Raw genomic sequence first — 18296 nt, forward strand, 5'->3', positions numbered from 1 at the left:
GATGCGGGCGGTGGCGAGAGCTACAGCGCCTTCTGCAGGAAGTGCACGCCCAGGATGCGGCCGAACTTCTCCCCCACCTCGGTGAGCCGGCCGGCGTCGACGAAGCCCGCCTTGCGGTGCAGCGCGATCGATGCGTCGGCGCCGTGATCGGCGATCACGGCGATGACCTGGCGAAGACCGGCATCCCGGCATCGGTCGACGAAGACGGCCAGCAGCGCCCAGCCCACGCCCCGGCCGGCCGCCGAGGGGGCGAGGTAGATCGAGTTCTCGATCGTGAACCGGTACGCCGACTTCGCCGACCAGGGCACGCCGAGCGCATACCCCAGCAGCTCGCCGGACTGCGTCTCGGCGACCAGGAACGGGATGCCCGCCTCGGCGATCCGAGTCACCTTGCCCGCCCAGTCGTCGAGAGTCGATTCGACCTCGTCGAAGGTCACGGTCGAGGTTCGCACATAGTGGTTGTAGATGTCGCGGATCGCCGGCAGATCGGCATCCGTCACCGGACGCACCCGCAGCTCGCTCACGCCTCCCCCGCCACGCGCCAGTCGACCGGATCGGCGCCCATCGATTCGAGCAGGGCGTTCGCGCGCGAGAACGGCCGGGAGCCGAAGAAGCCGCGGCTCGCCGAGAGCGGCGAGGGATGCGCGGACTCGATCGTGGGGGTATGCCCGAGCAGGGGCTTCAGCGCTGCGGCGTCCTTCCCCCACAGCACCGCGACCAGCGGCAGCTCACGCGCGACGAGCGTGCTGATCGCCAGCTCGGTCACCTTCTCCCATCCCCACCCGCGGTGCGATGCCGGGGCGCCGGGGCGAACCGTGAGCACCCGATTCAGCAGCAGCACTCCCTGCTCGCTCCACGCGGTCAGGTCGCCGTGCGGCGCCGGAGCGATGCCCAGATCGCTGTGGCGCTCCCGGTAGATGTTCCCGAGACTGCGCGGCAGCGGGCGAACGTCACGATCGACGGCGAAAGACAGACCGATCGGGTGACCCGGCGTGGGATACGGGTCCTGCCCGGTGATCAGAACCCGAACATCGGCCAGCGGACGCTGGAAGGCCCGCAGCACGTTCGCACCCGCAGGAAGATAGCCGTGACCGGCGGCCTGCTCGGCTCGCAGCCGGTCGCCCAGCTCGGTGATCAGCGGCTGCACGGGCGCGAGCGCCTGCGCCCAGCCTGGGTCGATCTCGCCGTCCTCGGCGAGATCGACGAGCGTGCGTCGCATCAGTCGTCCGTGCGCACGTGCAGCGCGCCGCGTGCCAGCAGGTGCTGTGCGGCCTGGGCCAGCGGGCGCATGGTGACCAGATCGAGGTTCACGCGACGAGGTGCGTTCAGCGCATAGGCGATGAGCTCTGCCACATCGTCCGCGAGCAGCGGCTCGGCGACGCCGTCGTACACCGACTCGGCTGCGACCGCATCGCCGCCGAGACGGTTGAGCGCGAACTCCTCGGTGTGCACCATGCCCGGCGCCACCTCGACGACACGGATCGGCTCGCCGTGCAGCTCCTGGCGAAGCACCTTCACGAGCATCGCCTCGGCGGCCTTGGCTGCGTTGTATCCGCCGCCACCCGGGTACCCGGCCTGCGCCGCGGTCGAGGTGACGAACACCGTGTCCGCATGGCCGTCCGCGGCAGCGGCGCGGCGCAGCAGCGGGAGCAGGCCCGCGACGAGCCGCTGCGTGGCGAGGACGTTCGCGTCGTACATCCACTGCCAGTCGTCGATCGACCCCTGCTCGATGCTGTCGGTGCCGCGCGCGCCGCCGGCCACCTGCACCAGCGCGTGCACGGGCCCGGTGCGCTCGAGCTCGGCGACGAGCGCGGCGACGGCGTCCGAGTCGGTGAGATCGCATGCGACGGTCGACGCCCCGGTCTCGGATGTCAGCTGCGCGAGCCTGTTCTGCCGCCGCGCGACGCCCACCACCTCCCAGCCCTGAGCGCGCAGCACGCGCACGGTCGCCTCTCCGATACCCGAGCTCGCTCCGGTCACCACGGCACGTCTGATCACCATGGTCTCCACCGTATGCGGAACTCGGCCCTTATCCGATCATCGCGCTGTGTTACGTAACATTTCCCGGCGGTTGTCGCCCGCCGCGCGGGTTCGTAGTGTCGCTTGCAGGCATCCAGCCGACCGACCCCACGACCCGAACCTGGGAGCACGTCATGACCGCAGCCGAGAACTGGCGCTTCGAGACCAAGCAGATCCACTCGGGCGCCGCGCCCGACCCGGTCACCAAGGCCCGCGCCACGCCGATCTACCAGACCACCTCGTACGTGTTCGACAACGCCGACCATGCCGCGAACCTGTTCGCGCTGGCCGAGTTCGGCAACATCTACACCCGCATCCAGAACCCCACGCAGGACGTGCTCGAACAGCGCCTCGCCGCTCTCGAGGGCGGCACCGGAGCCCTCGTGCTTTCCAGCGGCCAGGCGGCCTCCACCTTCGCGATCCTGAACATCGCCCAGGCGGGCGACCACTTCGTGGCATCCAGCGCGATCTACGGCGGCACCTACAACCTCTTCAAGTACACCCTCGCCAAGCTCGGCGTCGAGGTGACCTTCGTCGAGAATCAGGACGACCTCGACGAGTGGCGCGCAGCCGTGCGCCCGAACACGAAGCTGTTCTTCGCCGAGACGATCGGCAACCCGAAGATCAACGTGCTCGACATTCGGGGCGTCGTCGACGTGGCCCACGAGAACGACGTGCCGCTGATCGTCGACAACACCATCGCGACGCCGTACCTCATCCGCCCCTTCGAGCACGGCGCCGACATCGTCACGCACTCGGTCACGAAATTCCTCGGCGGTCACGGCACCACCATCGGCGGCGCGATCATCGACGGCGGCACTTTCGCGTGGTCGCAGCACGTCGACAAGTTCCCCGGACTCACCGAGCCCGACCCCTCGTACCACGGCGCGTCGTACACGACCGCAGTCGGCGACGGACTCGCGTACATCATCAAGGCCCGCGTGCAGCTGCTGCGCGACCTCGGCTCTGCCATCTCGCCGCAGAGCGCGTGGAACCTCATCCAGGGCATCGAGACGCTGTCGCTGCGCATCGAGCGCCACGTGCAGAACGCGCAGGAGATCGCCGAGTGGCTCGAGAACCACGACGACGTCGCTTCGGTGAACTACTCGGGTCTGCCGTCGTCGCCCTGGTACGCCAAGGCCAACGAGTACGCCCCGAAGGGCGTCGGCGCGGTGCTGTCGTTCGAGCTGAAGGGCGGCGTGGAAGCCGGCCGTGAGTTCGTGAACAGCCTGAGCCTGTTCAGCCACCTCGCCAACATCGGCGACGTGCGCTCGCTCGTCATCCACCCCGCGTCGACCACGCACTCACAGCTCTCGCCCGAGCAGCAGCTCTCGGCGGGCGTCACGCCCGGCCTCGTGCGCCTCTCGGTCGGCATCGAGAACATCGACGACCTCAAGGCCGACCTCGACAGCGCGCTGGCTGCCGCCCGCCGCGTCGCCGAGGCCGCCCGCGCCTGACCTCCTCCACTCCCGCGGATGCCCCGGACCGGACGGTCCGGGGCATCCGTGCGTTCCAGGCCGGCGGCCCTCCGTCGGCGCCCCGCCCCGCGGGAGAGCTGCGCGGGAGCCACATGCCTGTTCCCGCGGCCCCACAACCGACATCCGGCTCCCCCACACGCCCGGCGGCAGCCATCCGCCGAGCCGCCGATCCTGCGCGGGAGCCACATGCCTGTTCCCGCGGCCCCACAACCGACATCCGGCTCCCCCACACACACCCGACGGCAGCACCGGCCAACTGCCGGTCGGGGCCACTTGCCCCGTCAGGCCGTGGCGATCTCCAGTCGCGCCGCTCGGGCACGCGTCAACCGCCCGAGGAACGCGGATGGGTCGGTCAGATCGGACTCGGTCAGCCGGATCACGATCCACCCGAGATCCTCGAGCCGACGTTGGCGACGGATATCGGCACGCCATTGCTCTTTCTCCGTGCGGTGCCCGTCGCCCTCGTACTCGATCGCGATCTTGAGCTCGGGGTAGGCCAGGTCGACGCGCGCGACGAAATCACCGCCGTCGCGCACGATCCACTGCATCACCGGCTCCGGCAGCCCGTGATCCATGATCAGCACGCGCGTCTCGGACTCCTTCGGAGACTCGGCGCCCTCACGCGCCATGTCCAGCGCACGACGCGCCCTGACACACCCGGAGAATCTCCCCCACTCCTCCAGCCGGCACCGGATCTCCTCACGGGTCGCCAAGGGTCTCGGTGCCTTGATCCCGGGGTAGTTCGCGGCGGTGGTGAGGAGCGCGTCGAAGGCCGCCACCAGCTGAGCGAAACCGAGGGCGGACCGCGTAGTGAGCACTGCCGCGACCGGGTCGACCACTGCCGCCCCCGTGAAGATCATCTGCCGGGCACGGTGCGGCACCAGCCGACGTCCCTTCACTCCCGCACCGCGGGGCGGCGCCGCGTCCGGCCCGACGCACACATGCAGCGGCTCTGCAGCGCTCCAGGCATCCGGAAGCGGCAGTCCCCACAGACGCATCGCGGTGGGACCGACGAACACCTGTCCGGGCAGCATGATGGCGCGATAGCAGTCGACCAGATCGCGAAAGCTCCCCGGGGCGCTTCTCGCACGAGCACCGTGGAACGGACGAGCGAGATCAACGGCGTCTCTTCGTGATCGCCCCACTCCGGCAGCGGCAGCAGCACGGGTTGTGAATCGGTCACCGAGGCGACTGGGCAGGGGCTTCGGTCGGCGCATCCCGACATCGTCGCCGCATCGCGACAGGTGCGGATGCCCAGATCCCGGCATCCGTGCACAACTTCCCGGATGCGGCAGGCTGTGGACGAATCCTCCGCGAGCCGTCCAGTGCACCGTGGTCCGGCGCTACCGATCCCGCGTCCGGGAGCCAGACGCCGGTTACAGACCGCCGAGAACCCGCATTCGGCTCCCGCCCACCACGCAAGCGGCTGACAGCCGACGGACCTTGCGGATCCGCGTCCGGGAGCCAGACGCCGGTTACAGACGGCCGAGAACCCGCATTCGGCTCCCGCCCATGACGCGGGCGCAGTCACGCCGAGTCCACCGGGAGCTAGACGTCGGTTGCAGACGCCCGAGAACCGACATCCGGCTCCCGCCCAGCACATCCGCAGCAACCGGGCCGACGTGGCACGTCAACCCGTAACCTGCGGCGGGCTCAGTCACCCACAGGCGAGAATGGACGCATGGACTGGCAGACGACGTCTGAGGACACGGTGCCATCGGCCCCGGTGACCGAGGCCGACGTGCGTCTGCTGCGCGCACGCCCCCCGGCCACGGGCGCCTGGCGGGACGGCGATCCGGCGGGTGAGCGGCACTTCACGTTCCTCGGCGACTTCCGCACCGAGAACGGTCAGCTGCTGCCGGCCACCCGCCTGGCGTGGGAGAGCTGGGGCGAGCTGAACGAGGCGCGCGACAACGCCGTGCTGATCCTGCATGCCCTCACCGGCGACAGCCACGTCCGCGGCCCTGCGGGGGCCGGGCACCCCACCGCCGGATGGTGGGAAGACATCGTCGGACCTGGATCGGCGATCGACACCGACCGGTGGTTCGTCATCGCGCCGAACATGCTGGGCGGATGCCAGGGATCGACAGGACCTGCGAGCATCGCGCCGGACGGGCGGGAATGGGCATCCCGCTTCCCCTACCTGACCATCCGCGACCAGGTCGCGGCGCAGATCGGCCTCGCCGACACGCTCGGCATCGAGTGCTGGGCTGCGGTGATCGGCGGTTCGATGGGCGGCATGCACGCCCTGGAGTGGGCCGTGATGCAGCCCGAGCGCGTGGAGCGCCTGGCCGTGCTCTCGTCTCCCCCGGTGACGACCGCCGACCAGCTGGCGCTGAACTTCGTGCAGCTCGAGACGGTGCGCATGGACCCGCGTTTCGCCGGCGGGGAGTACTACGACGCGGCGCTCGGCGAGGGCCCGCACCGCGGCCTCGCGCTGGCGCGCCGGATGGCGCTGCTGAACTACCGCAGCCCGATCGAGCTCAACCAGCGCTTCCAGCGCTCGTGGCAGTCGGATGTGTCGCCACTCGGGCGCGGCGGACGGTTCGCGGTCGAGTCGTACCTCGACTTCCACGGCAACAAGTTCACCCGCCGGTTCGACGCCAACAGCTATCTCACCGTCGTCGAGGCGATGAACTCGCACGACATCGGCCGCGATCGCGGCGGCGTCGAGCAGGCGCTGCACACCGTGACGGCGAGAACCCTCGTGCTCGGGATCGACACCGACCGGCTGTTCCCCGTCGACGGCCAGCAGCGCATCGCCCGCAGCATCCCGAATCTCATCGACGATGAAGCCGTGGTCCTCACCAGCGACTTCGGTCACGACGGCTTCCTCATCGAGACGGACCCCGTCGGAGCGCATCTGGAGCGTCTGCTCGCCTCGTGACGCGGATGCCGATCCCGGTCGGGCAGGCGCAGGCGCGGGCGTGCGCCGGATGCCCGTTCAGCCCCGCTCGTACTGCCACGGCAGCGCAGCCATCGTGAGCCGGTGCCGCGCACCCGGCGCGCCCGGCTGGTCCGGATGCTCCTCGTCGCCGGCCCACAGCGCGCGCATCCCGCGCTCGAGCTGCTGCATCCGCGTCTCGTAACGGGCGAAGGCGCTGGTCGCCGCGAACGCGTCATCGACGGTGCGATGCTCACGCAGCGCATGCAGCGTGACCCACGTCGGCGGGAAGAGCGTGAGCTCCCCCGCCGCGTGCCGTTCCAGCGCCCCTCCGGGCGTCATCCAGAGCGCTTCCTCGATCTCGCCGGGGTTCGGCCGCAGCGCCTCCCCGTCCTCGCGGGCGAGGAAGAACCAGGTGCGGAACCGCACCGGTGTCTCGGCCGGCGGCACCCAGCGTGAGAGGGTCGCCAGGTCCCGGATGCCGATGCCGGCCTCCTCCCGGGTCTCCCGCACGGCCGCACGAGACGCGGCCTGCTCCTCGTCGTCACCGTCACGCTCGTCGCCAGGGTCGACGCGCCCGCCCGGGAAGACCCAGGCGCCCGGGAACGATCCGGTCGCGGGGCGCCGCAGCATCAGCACCTCGACGCCGTCCGCAGCGTCTCGCAGCACCACGGCGGTGCCGGCGACACGCATCGGGGCATCCATGCCGACACTCTAACGGCCGCGTGCCGCCGTCTCCGGCGCCGGCGTCTGCTCCGGTGCCGACGACTGCGCACGGTAGGCGATCAGCACGATCGCGAGTCCGAGCACGGCCAGCACCGCCCCGACCCATTCGGGGGCCGTGTAGCCGAAGCCCAGCGAGATCGCCGCTCCGCCGAGGAAGGCCCCCAGGCTGTTGCCGATGTTCAGCGCCGAGTGGTTCAGCGCCGCCGCGATCGACTGGTTGTCACCTGCGACGTCCATCAGACGGGTCTGGATCGCGGGGCTCAGCACCGAGGCGATCGCGCCGACGAGCATGGCGGTGATGATCAGCGGCACGACCCAGAACGACAGCACCGCGAGCAGCACGAGCACCGCCGCGAGCGCCGCGAGACCCCAGACCAGGGTGGCTCGCAGATCGCGGTCGGCCAGACGTCCGCCGGCGAGATTGCCCGCGGTCATGCCCACCCCGACCAGCACCAGGGTCACCGGCACGACCCACTGCGGAGCGCCGGCGACCTCGGTCACCAGCGGGGCGATGTAGCTGTACACGGCGAAGAACCCGCCGAAGCCGATCGCGCCCATGCCGAGCGTGAGCCACACCTGCGGCACCCGGAACACGCCCAGCTCCGACCGCAGCGTGCGTCCGGGATCGCCCGGGTGCGCCGGCACGAACAGCGCGATGCAGACCGCCGCGAGCGCGAACACGGCGGTGACCACGAGGAATGCCGTGCGCCAGCCCCACTGCTGCCCCAGGAAGGTTCCCAGCGGCACCCCGACGACGTTGGCGACGGTCAGCCCGGTCAGGATGAACGCGACACCCTGCGCGCGCTTGCCCGGACCGAGCATGTCGGCCGCCACGAGCGCGCCGATGCCGAAGTACGCGCCGTGCGGCAGGCCGGCGAGCAGCCGCGACGCGCCGACCAGCCCGAAGCCGGGCAGCACCACGGTGAGCGCATTGCCGAGGGTCAGCGCGATCGCGAGCGCCAGCATCACGCGGTGCCGTGGGAAGCGCGCGACAGCTCCGGCGATCGTCGGCGCGCCGATCACGACGCCGAGCGCATAGAGCGAGATGAGCAGACCGCTCTGGCCGATCGCCTGCTCGCTGCTCGCCGCCCAGACGTCGGGAAGCAGGTCCTGGGCGATCTCGGGCAGCAGGCCCATGATGACGAATTCGGTCATGCCGATGCCGAAGCTGCCGACGGCGAGGGAGAGGAGCGCCCTCATCGCCGCCCCCTCGAGGGATTCGAGGGAGTCACCCGCCCATGCTACCGGCCGATCGCATCACCGTCGGCGGATGCGTCGATCGCCTTCTCGAGGCGCTCGATCTTGGCATCCAGCTCGCCGCTGTATCCGGGGCGGATGTCGGCCTTCAGCACCAGCGAGACACGCGAGCCGAACGGCATCACGGCCTCGGTGGCCCGCTTGACGACGTCCATGACCGAGTCCCAATCCGGGCCTTCGATCTCGGTGAACATGCTGGTGGTGCGGTGCGCGAGACCCGACTCCCGCACCACCTTCACGGCGGCTGCGACGGCGTCGTGCACCGAATCGCCGGAGCGGCCATCGCCCGAGGGGGCGACGGAGAATGCGACGAGCATGATTCCTCCTGTTTTCGCGGTGATCGCGTTTTCGTGGTCGATCGCGTCAGCGACGCGTCGTGGCAGTGCGCAGCACAGCGTGCACGGCGACGACGAGCGTCACCACGAGCATGGCATTGCGCACGGTCAGCAGCAGCACCGGCACCGGATGCGCGGCGAGCAGTCCGTCGTAGGTGAGCGGGTAGATGCAGAACGTCAGCGCGCACACCAGCAGCACGAGGGCCGTCGTCGTGTGCGCACGGGTGTGGTCGAAGACGATCCACAGCATCGCCGGCACGATGAGCCAGGTGGTGAACTGCGGCGAGCCCACCCTGTTCGTGACGATCAGCGCGGCGACGAGGGCGAGCGCGAGCGGCGGCAGCAGATGCGTCCACGCGGCGCCGCGGCGCGCGCGAAGCGCTCCGAGGATCAGGATGCCCGCGACCGCGATCACCATGGCCGGTGTCGTGACCGCGGCGACGGCGGCCGCTCCGTCCGCGTCGATCTGGAAGGTGAGGATGTCGAAGCTGTACTCGATCTTCGCGTCGCCGGCGACCGCCGCCCACAGGAACGGCGTTGCGGCGACCGCCTCGATCTGCAGACCTCGGTCGGTCTGGGCGGTGACGAACCCGAAGAGCCGCTCGCCCGCGCCGAGCGCCAGCAGTGTCGCGGCGATCGCGGCGGTGACCGCAGCTGCGGTCACCGCGAGCTCCCGTCCGCGTCGGCCGGCGGCGATCGCAGCGACCAGCAGTGCGCCGGGCCAGATCTTGACCCACGCGCCGACGGCGAGCGCGGCCGCGCCCAGGCGCGGATGCGAGGCCAGCCACAGTCCTCCGGCGAGCGCGAGTGGCACGGTGATCGCGTCGATCCGGTACATCGCGATCGGGCCGAGCAGCAGCAGCGCGGCGACCCAGAACCAGGCGGCCGCGAGGCGACGCGGTCCGCGACCTCGCAGCAGCAGGGTGAGCCCGAGCGCGTCGCACGCGGTCACCAGCAGCGCCCAGCCCACCAGGTACGCGCCGGGACCACCGAGAAGGGGCACGAACGGCACGGCGATGGCGTGCGCGGCCAGCATGGGCGGCAGCGCGAGCTGCGGGTACACCCAGCTCTCGGTGATCCCCACGATAGCGTCGCCGCCGAGCGCCGCCTGCGCCCACGGCTGATACACGAGCACGACGTCGCCCATCGGCTGGCTCGGCAGCAGCCACCCGGCGGCCGCGACGATCGCATGCACGATGAGGAACGCTGCCCATACCGGCCAGGGGCGCGACATCACCTCCGGCGCCCCGGCGTCATGACAGCAGCTCGCCGATGGCGCCGGGCAGCGCTTCGGCGACGTCGAGCGCGACGATCGGATGCCCGGCCCGCCCTCCTTCGGCCGTCGATGCGCCCGCGACTCCGGATGCCCGTGCCGCCGCCCGCCCGTGCAGCCAGACGGCTGCTGCGGCCGATTCCGCGAGAGAACGACTCGGATCGGCTGCGATGAGCGCGCCGATCACCCCGCCCAGCACGTCGCCCGTGCCGGCGGTCGACAGCCAGGCCGTGGTGTCCCCCACGACGATCGGCTCGTGATCGGGCCCGGCGATCATCGTGCGGGAGCCCTTGAGCAGCACGGTGGCCCCGAGGCGCGACGCGGTCTCGGACGCCGCCTCGACCCGTGCATCCTCGCCTGCGAGGTCGACCTCCGCGAGTCCCAGCCCAGCGCGCAGCCGCGCGAACTCGCCGGCGTGGGGTGTGAGCACCATCGGAGCGGTGCCGTCGGCGGCGAGATCCAGCGCGCCCGCGTCGACGACGACGGCGGCGTCGCCGTGCAGGATCTCCTCGAGCACCTCGCGTTCGCGTGCGTCGCGGTGCTCGGCATCCGTCCCCGATCCGATCACCCATGCACCGACCCGCGTCCGGCCGGCCTCGTCTCTGGCGACGGTCTCGGGCCGGCGGGCCAGCACGGCATCGCGCGCACCGCCGGTGTAGAGCACGTACCCGGCCCCGGCCCGCCAGGCCGCCTCGACCCCGAGCACCGCGGCGCCCGGATACGCGGCGGAGCCGGTGCGCAGTCCCACGACACCGCGCGAGTACTTGTCGTCGTCGGCGGTCGGCACCCGCAGCAGCGCACCGGTGTCGGCCCTCGTCCACTCCCGCACCATGAAGAACACGCTAGCGCGCCCTGCTCCCCCGCTCGGGCGATAGCGTCGATCTGTGACCATACTCTCGACACCACGACTCTTCGCCCCGCTCGACATCCGCTCGCTCACCGTCCGGAACCGGCTGTGGGTGTCGCCGATGTGCATGTACAGCGCCGTCGACGGCGTGCCGCAGGACTGGCACCGCACGCACCTGGCGCAGTTCGCGTCCGGCGGTGCCGGGCTGATCCTCGCCGAGGCGACCGGCGTGGTGCCCGAGGGGCGCATCTCGCCGCGCGACACCGGGATCTGGAACGACGAGCAGCGCGATGCCTGGGCGCGCATCGTCGACGACGTGCACGAGCGCGGCGGACTGATCGGCATCCAGCTCGCCCATGCCGGGCGAATGGCCTCGACGTGGTGGCCCTGGGCCGATCAGCGCGGCACCGTGCCCGCGGCCGAGGGCGGCTGGCCCACGGTCGCCCCCTCCGCGATCGCGTTCGAGGGGTACGCGGCTCCCGCCGCGCTCGACACGGCGGGCATCGAGCGGATCGTCGATGCGTTCGCCGCTGCGGCCCGGCGCGCCCTGGATGCCGGATTCGACGTGCTCGAGGTGCACGGAGCGCACGGCTATCTGCTGCACGAGTTCCTCTCCCCGCTGGCGAACGTGCGCGACGACGAGTACGGCGGTCCGCTGGCGAACCGCGCCCGGCTGCTGCTGCGCATCGTCGAGCGCGTGCGCGAGGTCGCGGGCGACGCGACCCCGGTCTTCGTGCGGCTCTCGGCCACGGACTACGCGGACGGCGGCTTCACTCCCGAAGAGGCCGCCGAGGTGGCCGCCTGGGCGATGGATGCCGGAGCCGACCTCGTCGACGTCTCGAGCGGCGGCATCGTCGCCCACCCTCGGATCGAGTACCGCCCCGGCTTCCAGGTGCCGTTCGCGCAGACCGTCCGCGCGGGCGGGCGCGTGCCCACCGCCGCCGTCGGACTGATCACCACCGGAGCGCAGGCCGAGGAGGTTCTCGCCTCGGGCGCCGCCGACGCCATCTTCGCGGGACGCGAGTGGCTGCGGGATCCGCACTTCGGCCTGCGCGCGGCCCACGAGCTGGGCGCCGAGGTGCCCTGGCCGCCGCAGTACCAGCGAGCCCACTGGCGCTGACTGCGCGAAAGCCGGCCCGGCAGGCGATCCCTGCCGGGCCGGCGTGCGTCAGCGGCGGGTCAGCGGCCGTGGCCGCGACGAGTCGCGTCCTGCACCTCGCCCACGAGCTCCTCCAGGATGTCCTCGAGGAAGAGCACGGCGGTGGTCTCGCCCGAGCGGTCGCGCACCTTGGCGAGGTGCCGCCCCGCGCGGCGCATCGAGGCCAGGGCATCCTCGAGATCGGTCTCCTCCTGAACGGGCAGCATGTGGTGGATGCGCTTGGCCGGCAGGGGCTGGGAGATCTTCTCATCGGGCTCGGGCCCCTCGGCCGCGCGCAGCACGTCCTTCAGGTGCACGTAGCCGATCGGCGAGTGCTCGTCGTCGACGATCACGTATCGCGAGAAGCCGTAGCGCGCGACCGCACGCTCGACGTCGTCCGGCGTGGCGGTCTCGGGCAGCGTGATCAGGTCGGCGAGCGGCACGGCGATGTCGCGCGCCTTCTTGTCGGTGAACTCCACGGCCGCGGCGACCGCACCGGAAGAATCGGTCAGCACGCCCTCGCGCCGCGATCGGTCGACGATCGTCGCGACCTCCTCGAGCGTGAACGTCGAGGCCGCCTCGTTCTTCGGCTGCACGCCGAACAGACGCAGCACGCCGTTGGCGATGCCGTTCAGAGCCCAGATGATGTGTCGGAACACCCGCGACACCCAGACCAGCGGCGGCGCGAGCACGAGCACGGCGCGGTCGGGTATCGAGAACGCGAGGTTCTTCGGCACCATCTCGCCGAACACGACGTGCAGGAATGACACGAGCGCGAGGGTGATCACGAACGCGCTGACCGAGATCACCGCGGGATCCCAGCCCAGCGCGTGCATCGGCACCTCGAGGAGGTGATGGATCGCGGGCTCCGAGACGTTCAGGATCAGCAGCGAGCAGATCGTGATGCCCAGCTGCGAGGTCGCGAGCATGAGGGTGGCGTGCTCCATCGCGTACAGGGCTGTCCTGGCCGCGCGGGAGCCGCGTTCGGCGAGCGGCTCGATCTGCGAGCGACGCGCCGAGATGACGGCGAACTCGCCGCCGACGAAGAAGGCGTTCGCGGCGAGCAGCACGACGAGCCAGACGAGTCCTGCCCAGTCGCTCATCGCTCGTCCTCCGTCGCGTCCTGTGCCGGGTCGGCGGTGTACCGGATGCGGTCGATCCGGCGGCCGTCCATGCGCACCACGCGCAGCACGCCGGTGCCGATCCTCACCTCGTCGTCGAGCACGGGGAGCCGCTCGAGCACGCTCATCATGTAGCCGGCGACGGTGTCGTACACCTCACCCTCGGGCACCTCGATCCCCGTGCGGGAGCGGAGCTCGTCCGGACGCAGCTCGCCGGGGAACGTGATCGAGTCGAGCCGGCGCACGATGCCGGCCCGGGAGCGGTCGTGCTCGTCGGACACCTCGCCGACGATCTCCTCGATGAGGTCCTCGAGGGTCACGATCCCGGCGGTGCCGCCGTACTCGTCGACCACGACGGCCATCTGATAGCCCTTCGTGCGAAGCTCGGCGACCAGCACGTCCAGGTGCACGGTCTCGGGCACGCGCAGCGGCTCGGTGCTCAGCGCGCCGACGGGCACCTCGGCCCGCTTCTCACGAGGCACCGACACGGCGGCCTTGACATGCACGACGCCGGTGATGTCGTCGAGGTCGTCGTCGTACACCGGGAATCGGCTGTGGCCGGTGCGCCTGGCGAGCCGGATCACGTCGTCCGCCGAGTCGCCCACCGAGATGGCGTGCATGCTCGGCCGCGGCGTCATGATGTCGTCTGCGGTGAGGCGGGCGAAGTTCAGGCTGCGATCCAGCAGCGTCGCGGTGTCCTTCTCGAGCACGCCCTGGCTCGCCGAGCGGCGCACCAGCGACGAGAGCTCCTCCGCGCTTCGCGAACCCGAGAGCTCCTCCTTCGGCTCGATGCCGATGCTGCGCAGCACGCCGTTGGCGCTGCCGTTGAGCACCACGATCGCGGGCTTGAATACGGCGGTGAACACGGTCTGGAACGGGATGACCAGCTTCGCCGTGGCGAGGGGCAGCGCGAGGGCGAAGTTCTTCGGCACCAGCTCGCCCAGGATCATCGAGAGGAAGGTCGCGACGAGCATCGCCACCGTCACGGAGATGGGCGTGGCCGCGGCATCCGGAATGCCCCACGCCTCGAGAAGCGGCGCGAGCAGCTTCGAGATGGCGGGCTCCATCGTGTAGCCGGTCAGCAGGGTCGTCAGCGTGATGCCCAGCTGCGCCGACGACAGATGCGTGGAGGTGATCTTCAGCGCGCGGATCGTCAGGCTGAGCCGGGATTCGCCCCGCGCCTGACGGGCTTCGAGCTCTGCACGGTCGAGATTGACCAGCGCGAACTCGCTGGCGACGAAGAGTCCCGTCCCCACGATGAGCAGCAGCCCCACGCCCAGCAGCAGGAATTCCATCAGCTGCGTCCCTCGACATCCTCGAGGAGCGGGCAGTGGGGCGATGTACTACAAGAAGGAGGGTCGTCCATAGTGCGCACGATCTTACAGAATGCGGCTGTGCTCGCATCGGGCGAAACGGCCAGCGCGCCAGACGATTCGGAATCCGTTTGGCATTAGGCTTGATGACTGTTACGCAAGTGCGACCCGGGCGCTGCAGCCAGCGCCAGGTGGCACGTGAGCTTCAGCGACGAAAGAGGGCGATAGAGCGTGTCGAACCAGGTGACCGGCGTCGGTGGCGACGGGGGGTTCGGAGCCAACTCCTGGCTCGTGGATGAGCTCTACGAGCAGTTCAAGAAGGACCGCAACTCGGTCGACAAGGAGTGGTGGCCGATCCTCGAGCAGTACACGCCGGATGCCGCGGCTCAGCCCGCCGGCGGCGCCCCGGCAGCGTCTGCCGAACCCGCGCACCCCGTCACCGCGCCGATCCCCGTGATCGGCGCGCAGCCCGTCGCCCGCACGACGGCGAAGCCCGCCAAGCAGGCGCCGATCCCGGCGCAGGCACCCAAGCGCGAGGCGAAGGACGAGGCGCCGGCCGAGGAGGAGCGCGTCACGCCGCTGCGCGGCATGCCGAAGACCCTCGCGGCCAACATGGATCAGTCGCTGTCGGTGCCGACCGCCACCAGCGTGCGCACGATCCCCGCGAAGCTGATGATCGACAACCGCATCGTCATCAACAACCACATGTCGCGCACCCGTGGCGGCAAGGTGAGCTTCACCCACTTGATCGGCTGGGCGCTGATCCGCACGCTCAAGGACTTCCCGAGCCAGAACGTGTTCTACGCCGAGGTCGACGGCAAGCCGTCGGTCGTCGCGCCGGCGCACGTGAACCTCGGCATCGCCGTGGACGTCCCCAAGCCCGACGGCACCAGGGCCCTGCTCGTGCCGAGCATCAAGCGCGCCGACACCATGACGTTCGGCGAGTACCTCGCCGCCTATGAGGACCTCATCGCGCGCGCGCGGGCCAACAAGCTCACCGCGGCGGACTTCGCCGGCACGACGGTCTCGCTGACCAACCCGGGTGGCATCGGCACCGTCCACTCCGTGCCCCGCCTCATGAAGGGCCAGGGCTGCATCATCGGTGCCGGCGCCCTCGACTACCCTGCCGAGTTCCAGGGATCGAGCCAGCGCACGCTCACCGAGCTGGGCATCGGCAAGACGATCACGCTGACCAGCACCTACGACCACCGCGTCATCCAGGGTGCGGGGTCGGGCGAGTTCCTGAAGAAGGTGCACGAGCTGCTGATCGGCGAGCGCAGCTTCTACGAGGACATCTTCGCGTCGCTGCGCATCCCCTACCAGCCGATCCGCTGGAACGCCGACATCGCCGTCGACCTCGCCGAGCGAGTCGACAAGCAGTCGCGCGTGCAGGAGCTCATCAACTCCTACCGCGTGCGCGGTCACCTGATGGCCGACATCGACCCGCTCGAGTATGTGCAGCGCTCCCACCCCGACCTCGAGATCGAGAGCCACGGACTCACCTTCTGGGACCTCGACCGCGAGTTCGTGACCGGCGGCTTCGGCGGCCGTCGCGTCATGAAGCTGCGCGACATCCTCGGTGTGCTGCGCGACTCCTACTGCCGCACTCTCGGCATCGAGTACATGCACATCCAGGATCCCGAGCAGCGCCGGTGGTTCCAGGAGAAGCTCGAGGTCAAGTACGTCAAGCCCAACCACGACGAGCAGCTGCGCGTGCTGCGCAAGCTCAACGAGGCCGAGGCGTTCGAGACGTTCCTGCAGACGAAGTTCGTCGGACAGAAGCGCTTCTCGCTCGAGGGCGGCGAGTCGCTCATCCCGCTGCTCGACGAGGTGCTGCAGGGCGCGGCGAACGCCGGCCTGGACGGCGCGGCGATCGGCATGGCGCACCGCGGCCGGCTCAATGTGCTCACGAACATCGCGGGCAAGACGTACGGCCAGGTGTTCCGCGAGTTCGAGGGATCGCTGACCCCAGGCAACCAGCGCGGTTCGGGCGATGTGAAGTACCACCTCGGCACCGAGGGCACGTTCATCGCCGAGGACGGCGCCGAGCTGCCCGTGTACCTGGCCGCCAACCCCTCACACCTCGAGACCGTCGACGGCGTGCTCGAGGGCATCGTGCGCGCCAAGCAGGACCGCAAGCCCATCGGCACCTTCGCCTGGCTGCCGATCCTGGTGCACGGCGACGCGGCGTTCGCCGGTCAGGGCGTGGTGGTCGAGACGCTGCAGATGTCGCAGCTGCGCGGCTACCGCACCGGTGGCACGGTGCACATCGTCGTGAACAACCAGGTGGGCTTCACCACGCTGCCGACCGATTCGCGCACCTCGGTGTACGCCACCGACGTCGCGAAGACGATCCAGGCGCCGGTGTTCCACGTGAACGGCGACGACCCCGAGTCGGTCATCCATGTCGCACGTCTCGCCTTCGAGTACCGCGAGCGCTTCCACCGCGACGTCGTCATCGACCTGATCTGCTACCGCCGGCGCGGTCACAACGAGGGCGACGACCCCTCGATGACCCAGCCGCTGATGACCGACCTCATCCAGGCGAAGCGGTCGGTGCGCAAGCTGTACACCGACGGCCTCGTCGGCCGCGGCGACATCACCGAGGAGGAGTACGACCAGGCTAAGGCGGACTTCCAGAACCGCCTCGAGATCGCCTTCGCCGAGACCCACGCCGCCGAGACGGGTGCGACGCCGATCGCCCCCGACCTGGCGCCGGTCGATGCGCAGGTGGGCGCCCCCGACGTCACCGGCGTGCCGCTCGAGGTCGTCCACCTCATCGGCGACGCGCACGCGAACAAGCCGGACGGCTTCACGGTGCACTCGAAGCTGCAGCAGCAGCTCGACAAGCGCGTGGCGATGAGCCGCGAGGGCGGCATCGACTGGGGGTTCGGCGAGCTGCTCGCCTTCGGGTCGCTGCTCGTCGAGGGCACTCCCGTGCGCCTCGCCGGACAGGACTCCCGTCGCGGCACGTTCGTGCAGCGTCATGCTGTGCTGCACGACCGCCGCAACGGCCAGGAGTGGCTGCCCCTCGCCAACCTGTCCGACAGTCAGGGCCGCTTCTTCGTCTACGACTCGCTGCTCAGCGAGTACGCCGCGCTCGGGTTCGAGTACGGCTACTCGGTCGAGAACCCGGATGCCCTCGTGCTCTGGGAAGCGCAGTTCGGCGACTTCGCCAACGGCGCCCAGTCGGTGATCGACGAGTACATCTCGGCCGCCGAGCAGAAATGGGGCCAGCAGTCCAGCGTGGTCATGCTGCTGCCGCACGGCTACGAGGGGCAGGGCCCCGATCACTCCTCCGCGCGCATGGAGCGCTTCCTGCAGCTGTGCGCGCAGGAGAACATGTACGTGGCCCGCCCCTCCACGCCGGCGTCGTACTTCCACCTGCTGCGTCGCCAGGCCTACGCCCGTCCGCGCAAGCCGCTGATCGTCTTCACGCCGAAGGCGATGCTGCGTCTGCGCGGTGCGACCAGCGAGGTCGAGGACTTCACCGCGGGCCGCTTCGAGCCGGTGATCGACGACGACCGCGGTCTCGACCGCGACGCCGTCACCCGGGTGCTCGTGCACTCGGGCAAGATCCACTGGGATCTGCGCAGCGAGCTCGAGAAGAACCCGAATCGCCAGATCGCGCTGGTGCGCCTCGAGCAGCTCTACCCGACGCCGATCGACGAGCTGAAGGCGATCACCGACTCGTACCCGAACGCCGAGCTCGTGTGGGTGCAGGACGAGCCCGAGAACCAGGGCGCCTGGCCGTTCCTGGCGCTGCAGTTCGCCGAGGTCCCCGGACCTCGCCAGTTCCACGCGGTGACCCGTCCGGCAGCCGCGTCGCCGGCGACCGGGTCGTCGAAGGTGCACGCGGCCGAGCAGGTCGCTCTGCTGAAGACCGCGCTGAGCATCGGCTGACG

The 18296-nt window shown here is 70.4% G+C and carries 15 protein-coding genes; 4 read left to right on the forward strand and 11 right to left on the reverse strand.

What is annotated here, in order from left to right; all coding sequences use genetic code 11:
* Positions 1 to 20: 20 nt before the first annotated feature.
* The 3 genes from PGB26_RS12615 to PGB26_RS12625 are packed head-to-tail and all read right to left on the reverse strand — an operon-like array spanning position 21 to position 2001.
* Positions 21 to 524, reverse strand: coding sequence for a GNAT family N-acetyltransferase (locus PGB26_RS12615; protein WP_271637971.1), 504 nt, complete (start codon positions 522 to 524; stop codon positions 21 to 23).
* Positions 521 to 1219 carry a uracil-DNA glycosylase gene (locus PGB26_RS12620; protein WP_271637972.1) on the reverse strand — a complete coding sequence of 233 codons (699 nt, stop codon included), beginning with the start codon at positions 1217 to 1219 and terminating at the stop codon, positions 521 to 523. The genes PGB26_RS12615 and PGB26_RS12620 overlap by 4 nt, the downstream gene beginning before the upstream one ends.
* A complete protein-coding gene (locus tag PGB26_RS12625) occupies positions 1219 to 2001 on the reverse strand; it encodes an SDR family oxidoreductase (RefSeq protein ID WP_271637973.1) in 783 nt (260 codons plus the stop codon). The genes PGB26_RS12620 and PGB26_RS12625 overlap by 1 nt, the downstream gene beginning before the upstream one ends.
* Before the next feature lie 152 nt (positions 2002 to 2153).
* Here PGB26_RS12625 and PGB26_RS12630 point away from each other — a divergent pair, with 152 nt between their 5' ends.
* On the forward strand, positions 2154 to 3476 hold the full coding sequence (locus PGB26_RS12630) for a bifunctional o-acetylhomoserine/o-acetylserine sulfhydrylase (protein WP_271637974.1): 1323 nt from the start codon (positions 2154 to 2156) through the stop codon (positions 3474 to 3476).
* A 302-nt stretch (positions 3477 to 3778) separates the two neighbouring features.
* On the opposite strand, the gene PGB26_RS12635 is transcribed toward PGB26_RS12630, so the two are convergent.
* A complete protein-coding gene (locus PGB26_RS12635; RefSeq protein WP_271637975.1) occupies positions 3779 to 4276 on the reverse strand; it encodes an endonuclease domain-containing protein in 498 nt (165 codons plus the stop codon).
* 902 nt (positions 4277 to 5178) lie between these two features.
* On the opposite strand from PGB26_RS12635, the gene metX reads away from it, so the two are divergent.
* Entirely contained in the window at positions 5179 to 6384 is a 1206-nt protein-coding gene (metX, locus tag PGB26_RS12640; protein WP_271637976.1) for a homoserine O-acetyltransferase MetX, read from the forward strand.
* A gap of 57 nt (positions 6385 to 6441) precedes the next feature.
* On the opposite strand, the gene PGB26_RS12645 is transcribed toward metX, so the two are convergent.
* The 5 genes from PGB26_RS12645 to PGB26_RS12665 are packed head-to-tail and all read right to left on the reverse strand — an operon-like array spanning position 6442 to position 10804.
* Positions 6442 to 7086, reverse strand: coding sequence for an NUDIX hydrolase (locus PGB26_RS12645; RefSeq protein WP_271637978.1), 645 nt, complete (start codon positions 7084 to 7086; stop codon positions 6442 to 6444).
* A gap of 9 nt (positions 7087 to 7095) precedes the next feature.
* Positions 7096 to 8307: an MFS transporter gene (locus tag PGB26_RS12650; RefSeq protein WP_271637980.1), complete on the reverse strand. Its 1212-nt coding sequence runs from the start codon at positions 8305 to 8307 to the stop codon at positions 7096 to 7098.
* 41 nt (positions 8308 to 8348) lie between these two features.
* Positions 8349 to 8681, reverse strand: a complete 333-nt coding sequence (locus tag PGB26_RS12655) for a thiamine-binding protein (protein WP_271637982.1) — start codon at positions 8679 to 8681, stop codon at positions 8349 to 8351.
* Positions 8682 to 8727: 46 nt separating this feature from the next.
* Complete coding sequence (locus tag PGB26_RS12660; RefSeq protein ID WP_271639670.1) at positions 8728 to 9933, reverse strand: hypothetical protein; 1206 nt, start codon at positions 9931 to 9933, stop codon at positions 8728 to 8730.
* 19 nt (positions 9934 to 9952) lie between these two features.
* Positions 9953 to 10804, reverse strand: a complete 852-nt coding sequence (locus PGB26_RS12665) for an ADP-dependent NAD(P)H-hydrate dehydratase (protein WP_271637984.1) — start codon at positions 10802 to 10804, stop codon at positions 9953 to 9955.
* A 52-nt stretch (positions 10805 to 10856) separates the two neighbouring features.
* On the opposite strand from PGB26_RS12665, the gene PGB26_RS12670 reads away from it, so the two are divergent.
* The gene (locus PGB26_RS12670) at positions 10857 to 11939 is read left to right on the forward strand and encodes an NADH:flavin oxidoreductase/NADH oxidase (protein WP_271637986.1); all 1083 of its coding nucleotides are present in this window, start codon (positions 10857 to 10859) and stop codon (positions 11937 to 11939) included.
* Between the two features lie 59 nt (positions 11940 to 11998).
* Here the strand turns inward: PGB26_RS12670 and PGB26_RS12675 are convergent, their stop codons facing one another.
* Both PGB26_RS12675 and PGB26_RS12680 read right to left on the reverse strand, forming a co-directional pair.
* Positions 11999 to 13060: a hemolysin family protein gene (locus tag PGB26_RS12675; protein ID WP_271637988.1), complete on the reverse strand. Its 1062-nt coding sequence runs from the start codon at positions 13058 to 13060 to the stop codon at positions 11999 to 12001.
* Entirely contained in the window at positions 13057 to 14373 is a 1317-nt protein-coding gene (locus PGB26_RS12680; protein ID WP_271637990.1) for a hemolysin family protein, read from the reverse strand. The genes PGB26_RS12675 and PGB26_RS12680 overlap by 4 nt, the downstream gene beginning before the upstream one ends.
* A 249-nt stretch (positions 14374 to 14622) precedes the next feature.
* Here PGB26_RS12680 and PGB26_RS12685 point away from each other — a divergent pair, with 249 nt between their 5' ends.
* Positions 14623 to 18294: a multifunctional oxoglutarate decarboxylase/oxoglutarate dehydrogenase thiamine pyrophosphate-binding subunit/dihydrolipoyllysine-residue succinyltransferase subunit gene (locus tag PGB26_RS12685; protein ID WP_271637991.1), complete on the forward strand. Its 3672-nt coding sequence runs from the start codon at positions 14623 to 14625 to the stop codon at positions 18292 to 18294.
* Positions 18295 to 18296 lie beyond the last annotated feature (2 nt).

The sequence above is a fragment of the Microbacterium sp. nov. GSS16 genome (assembly GCF_028198145.1).
Lineage (GTDB): Bacteria > Actinomycetota > Actinomycetes > Actinomycetales > Microbacteriaceae > Microbacterium.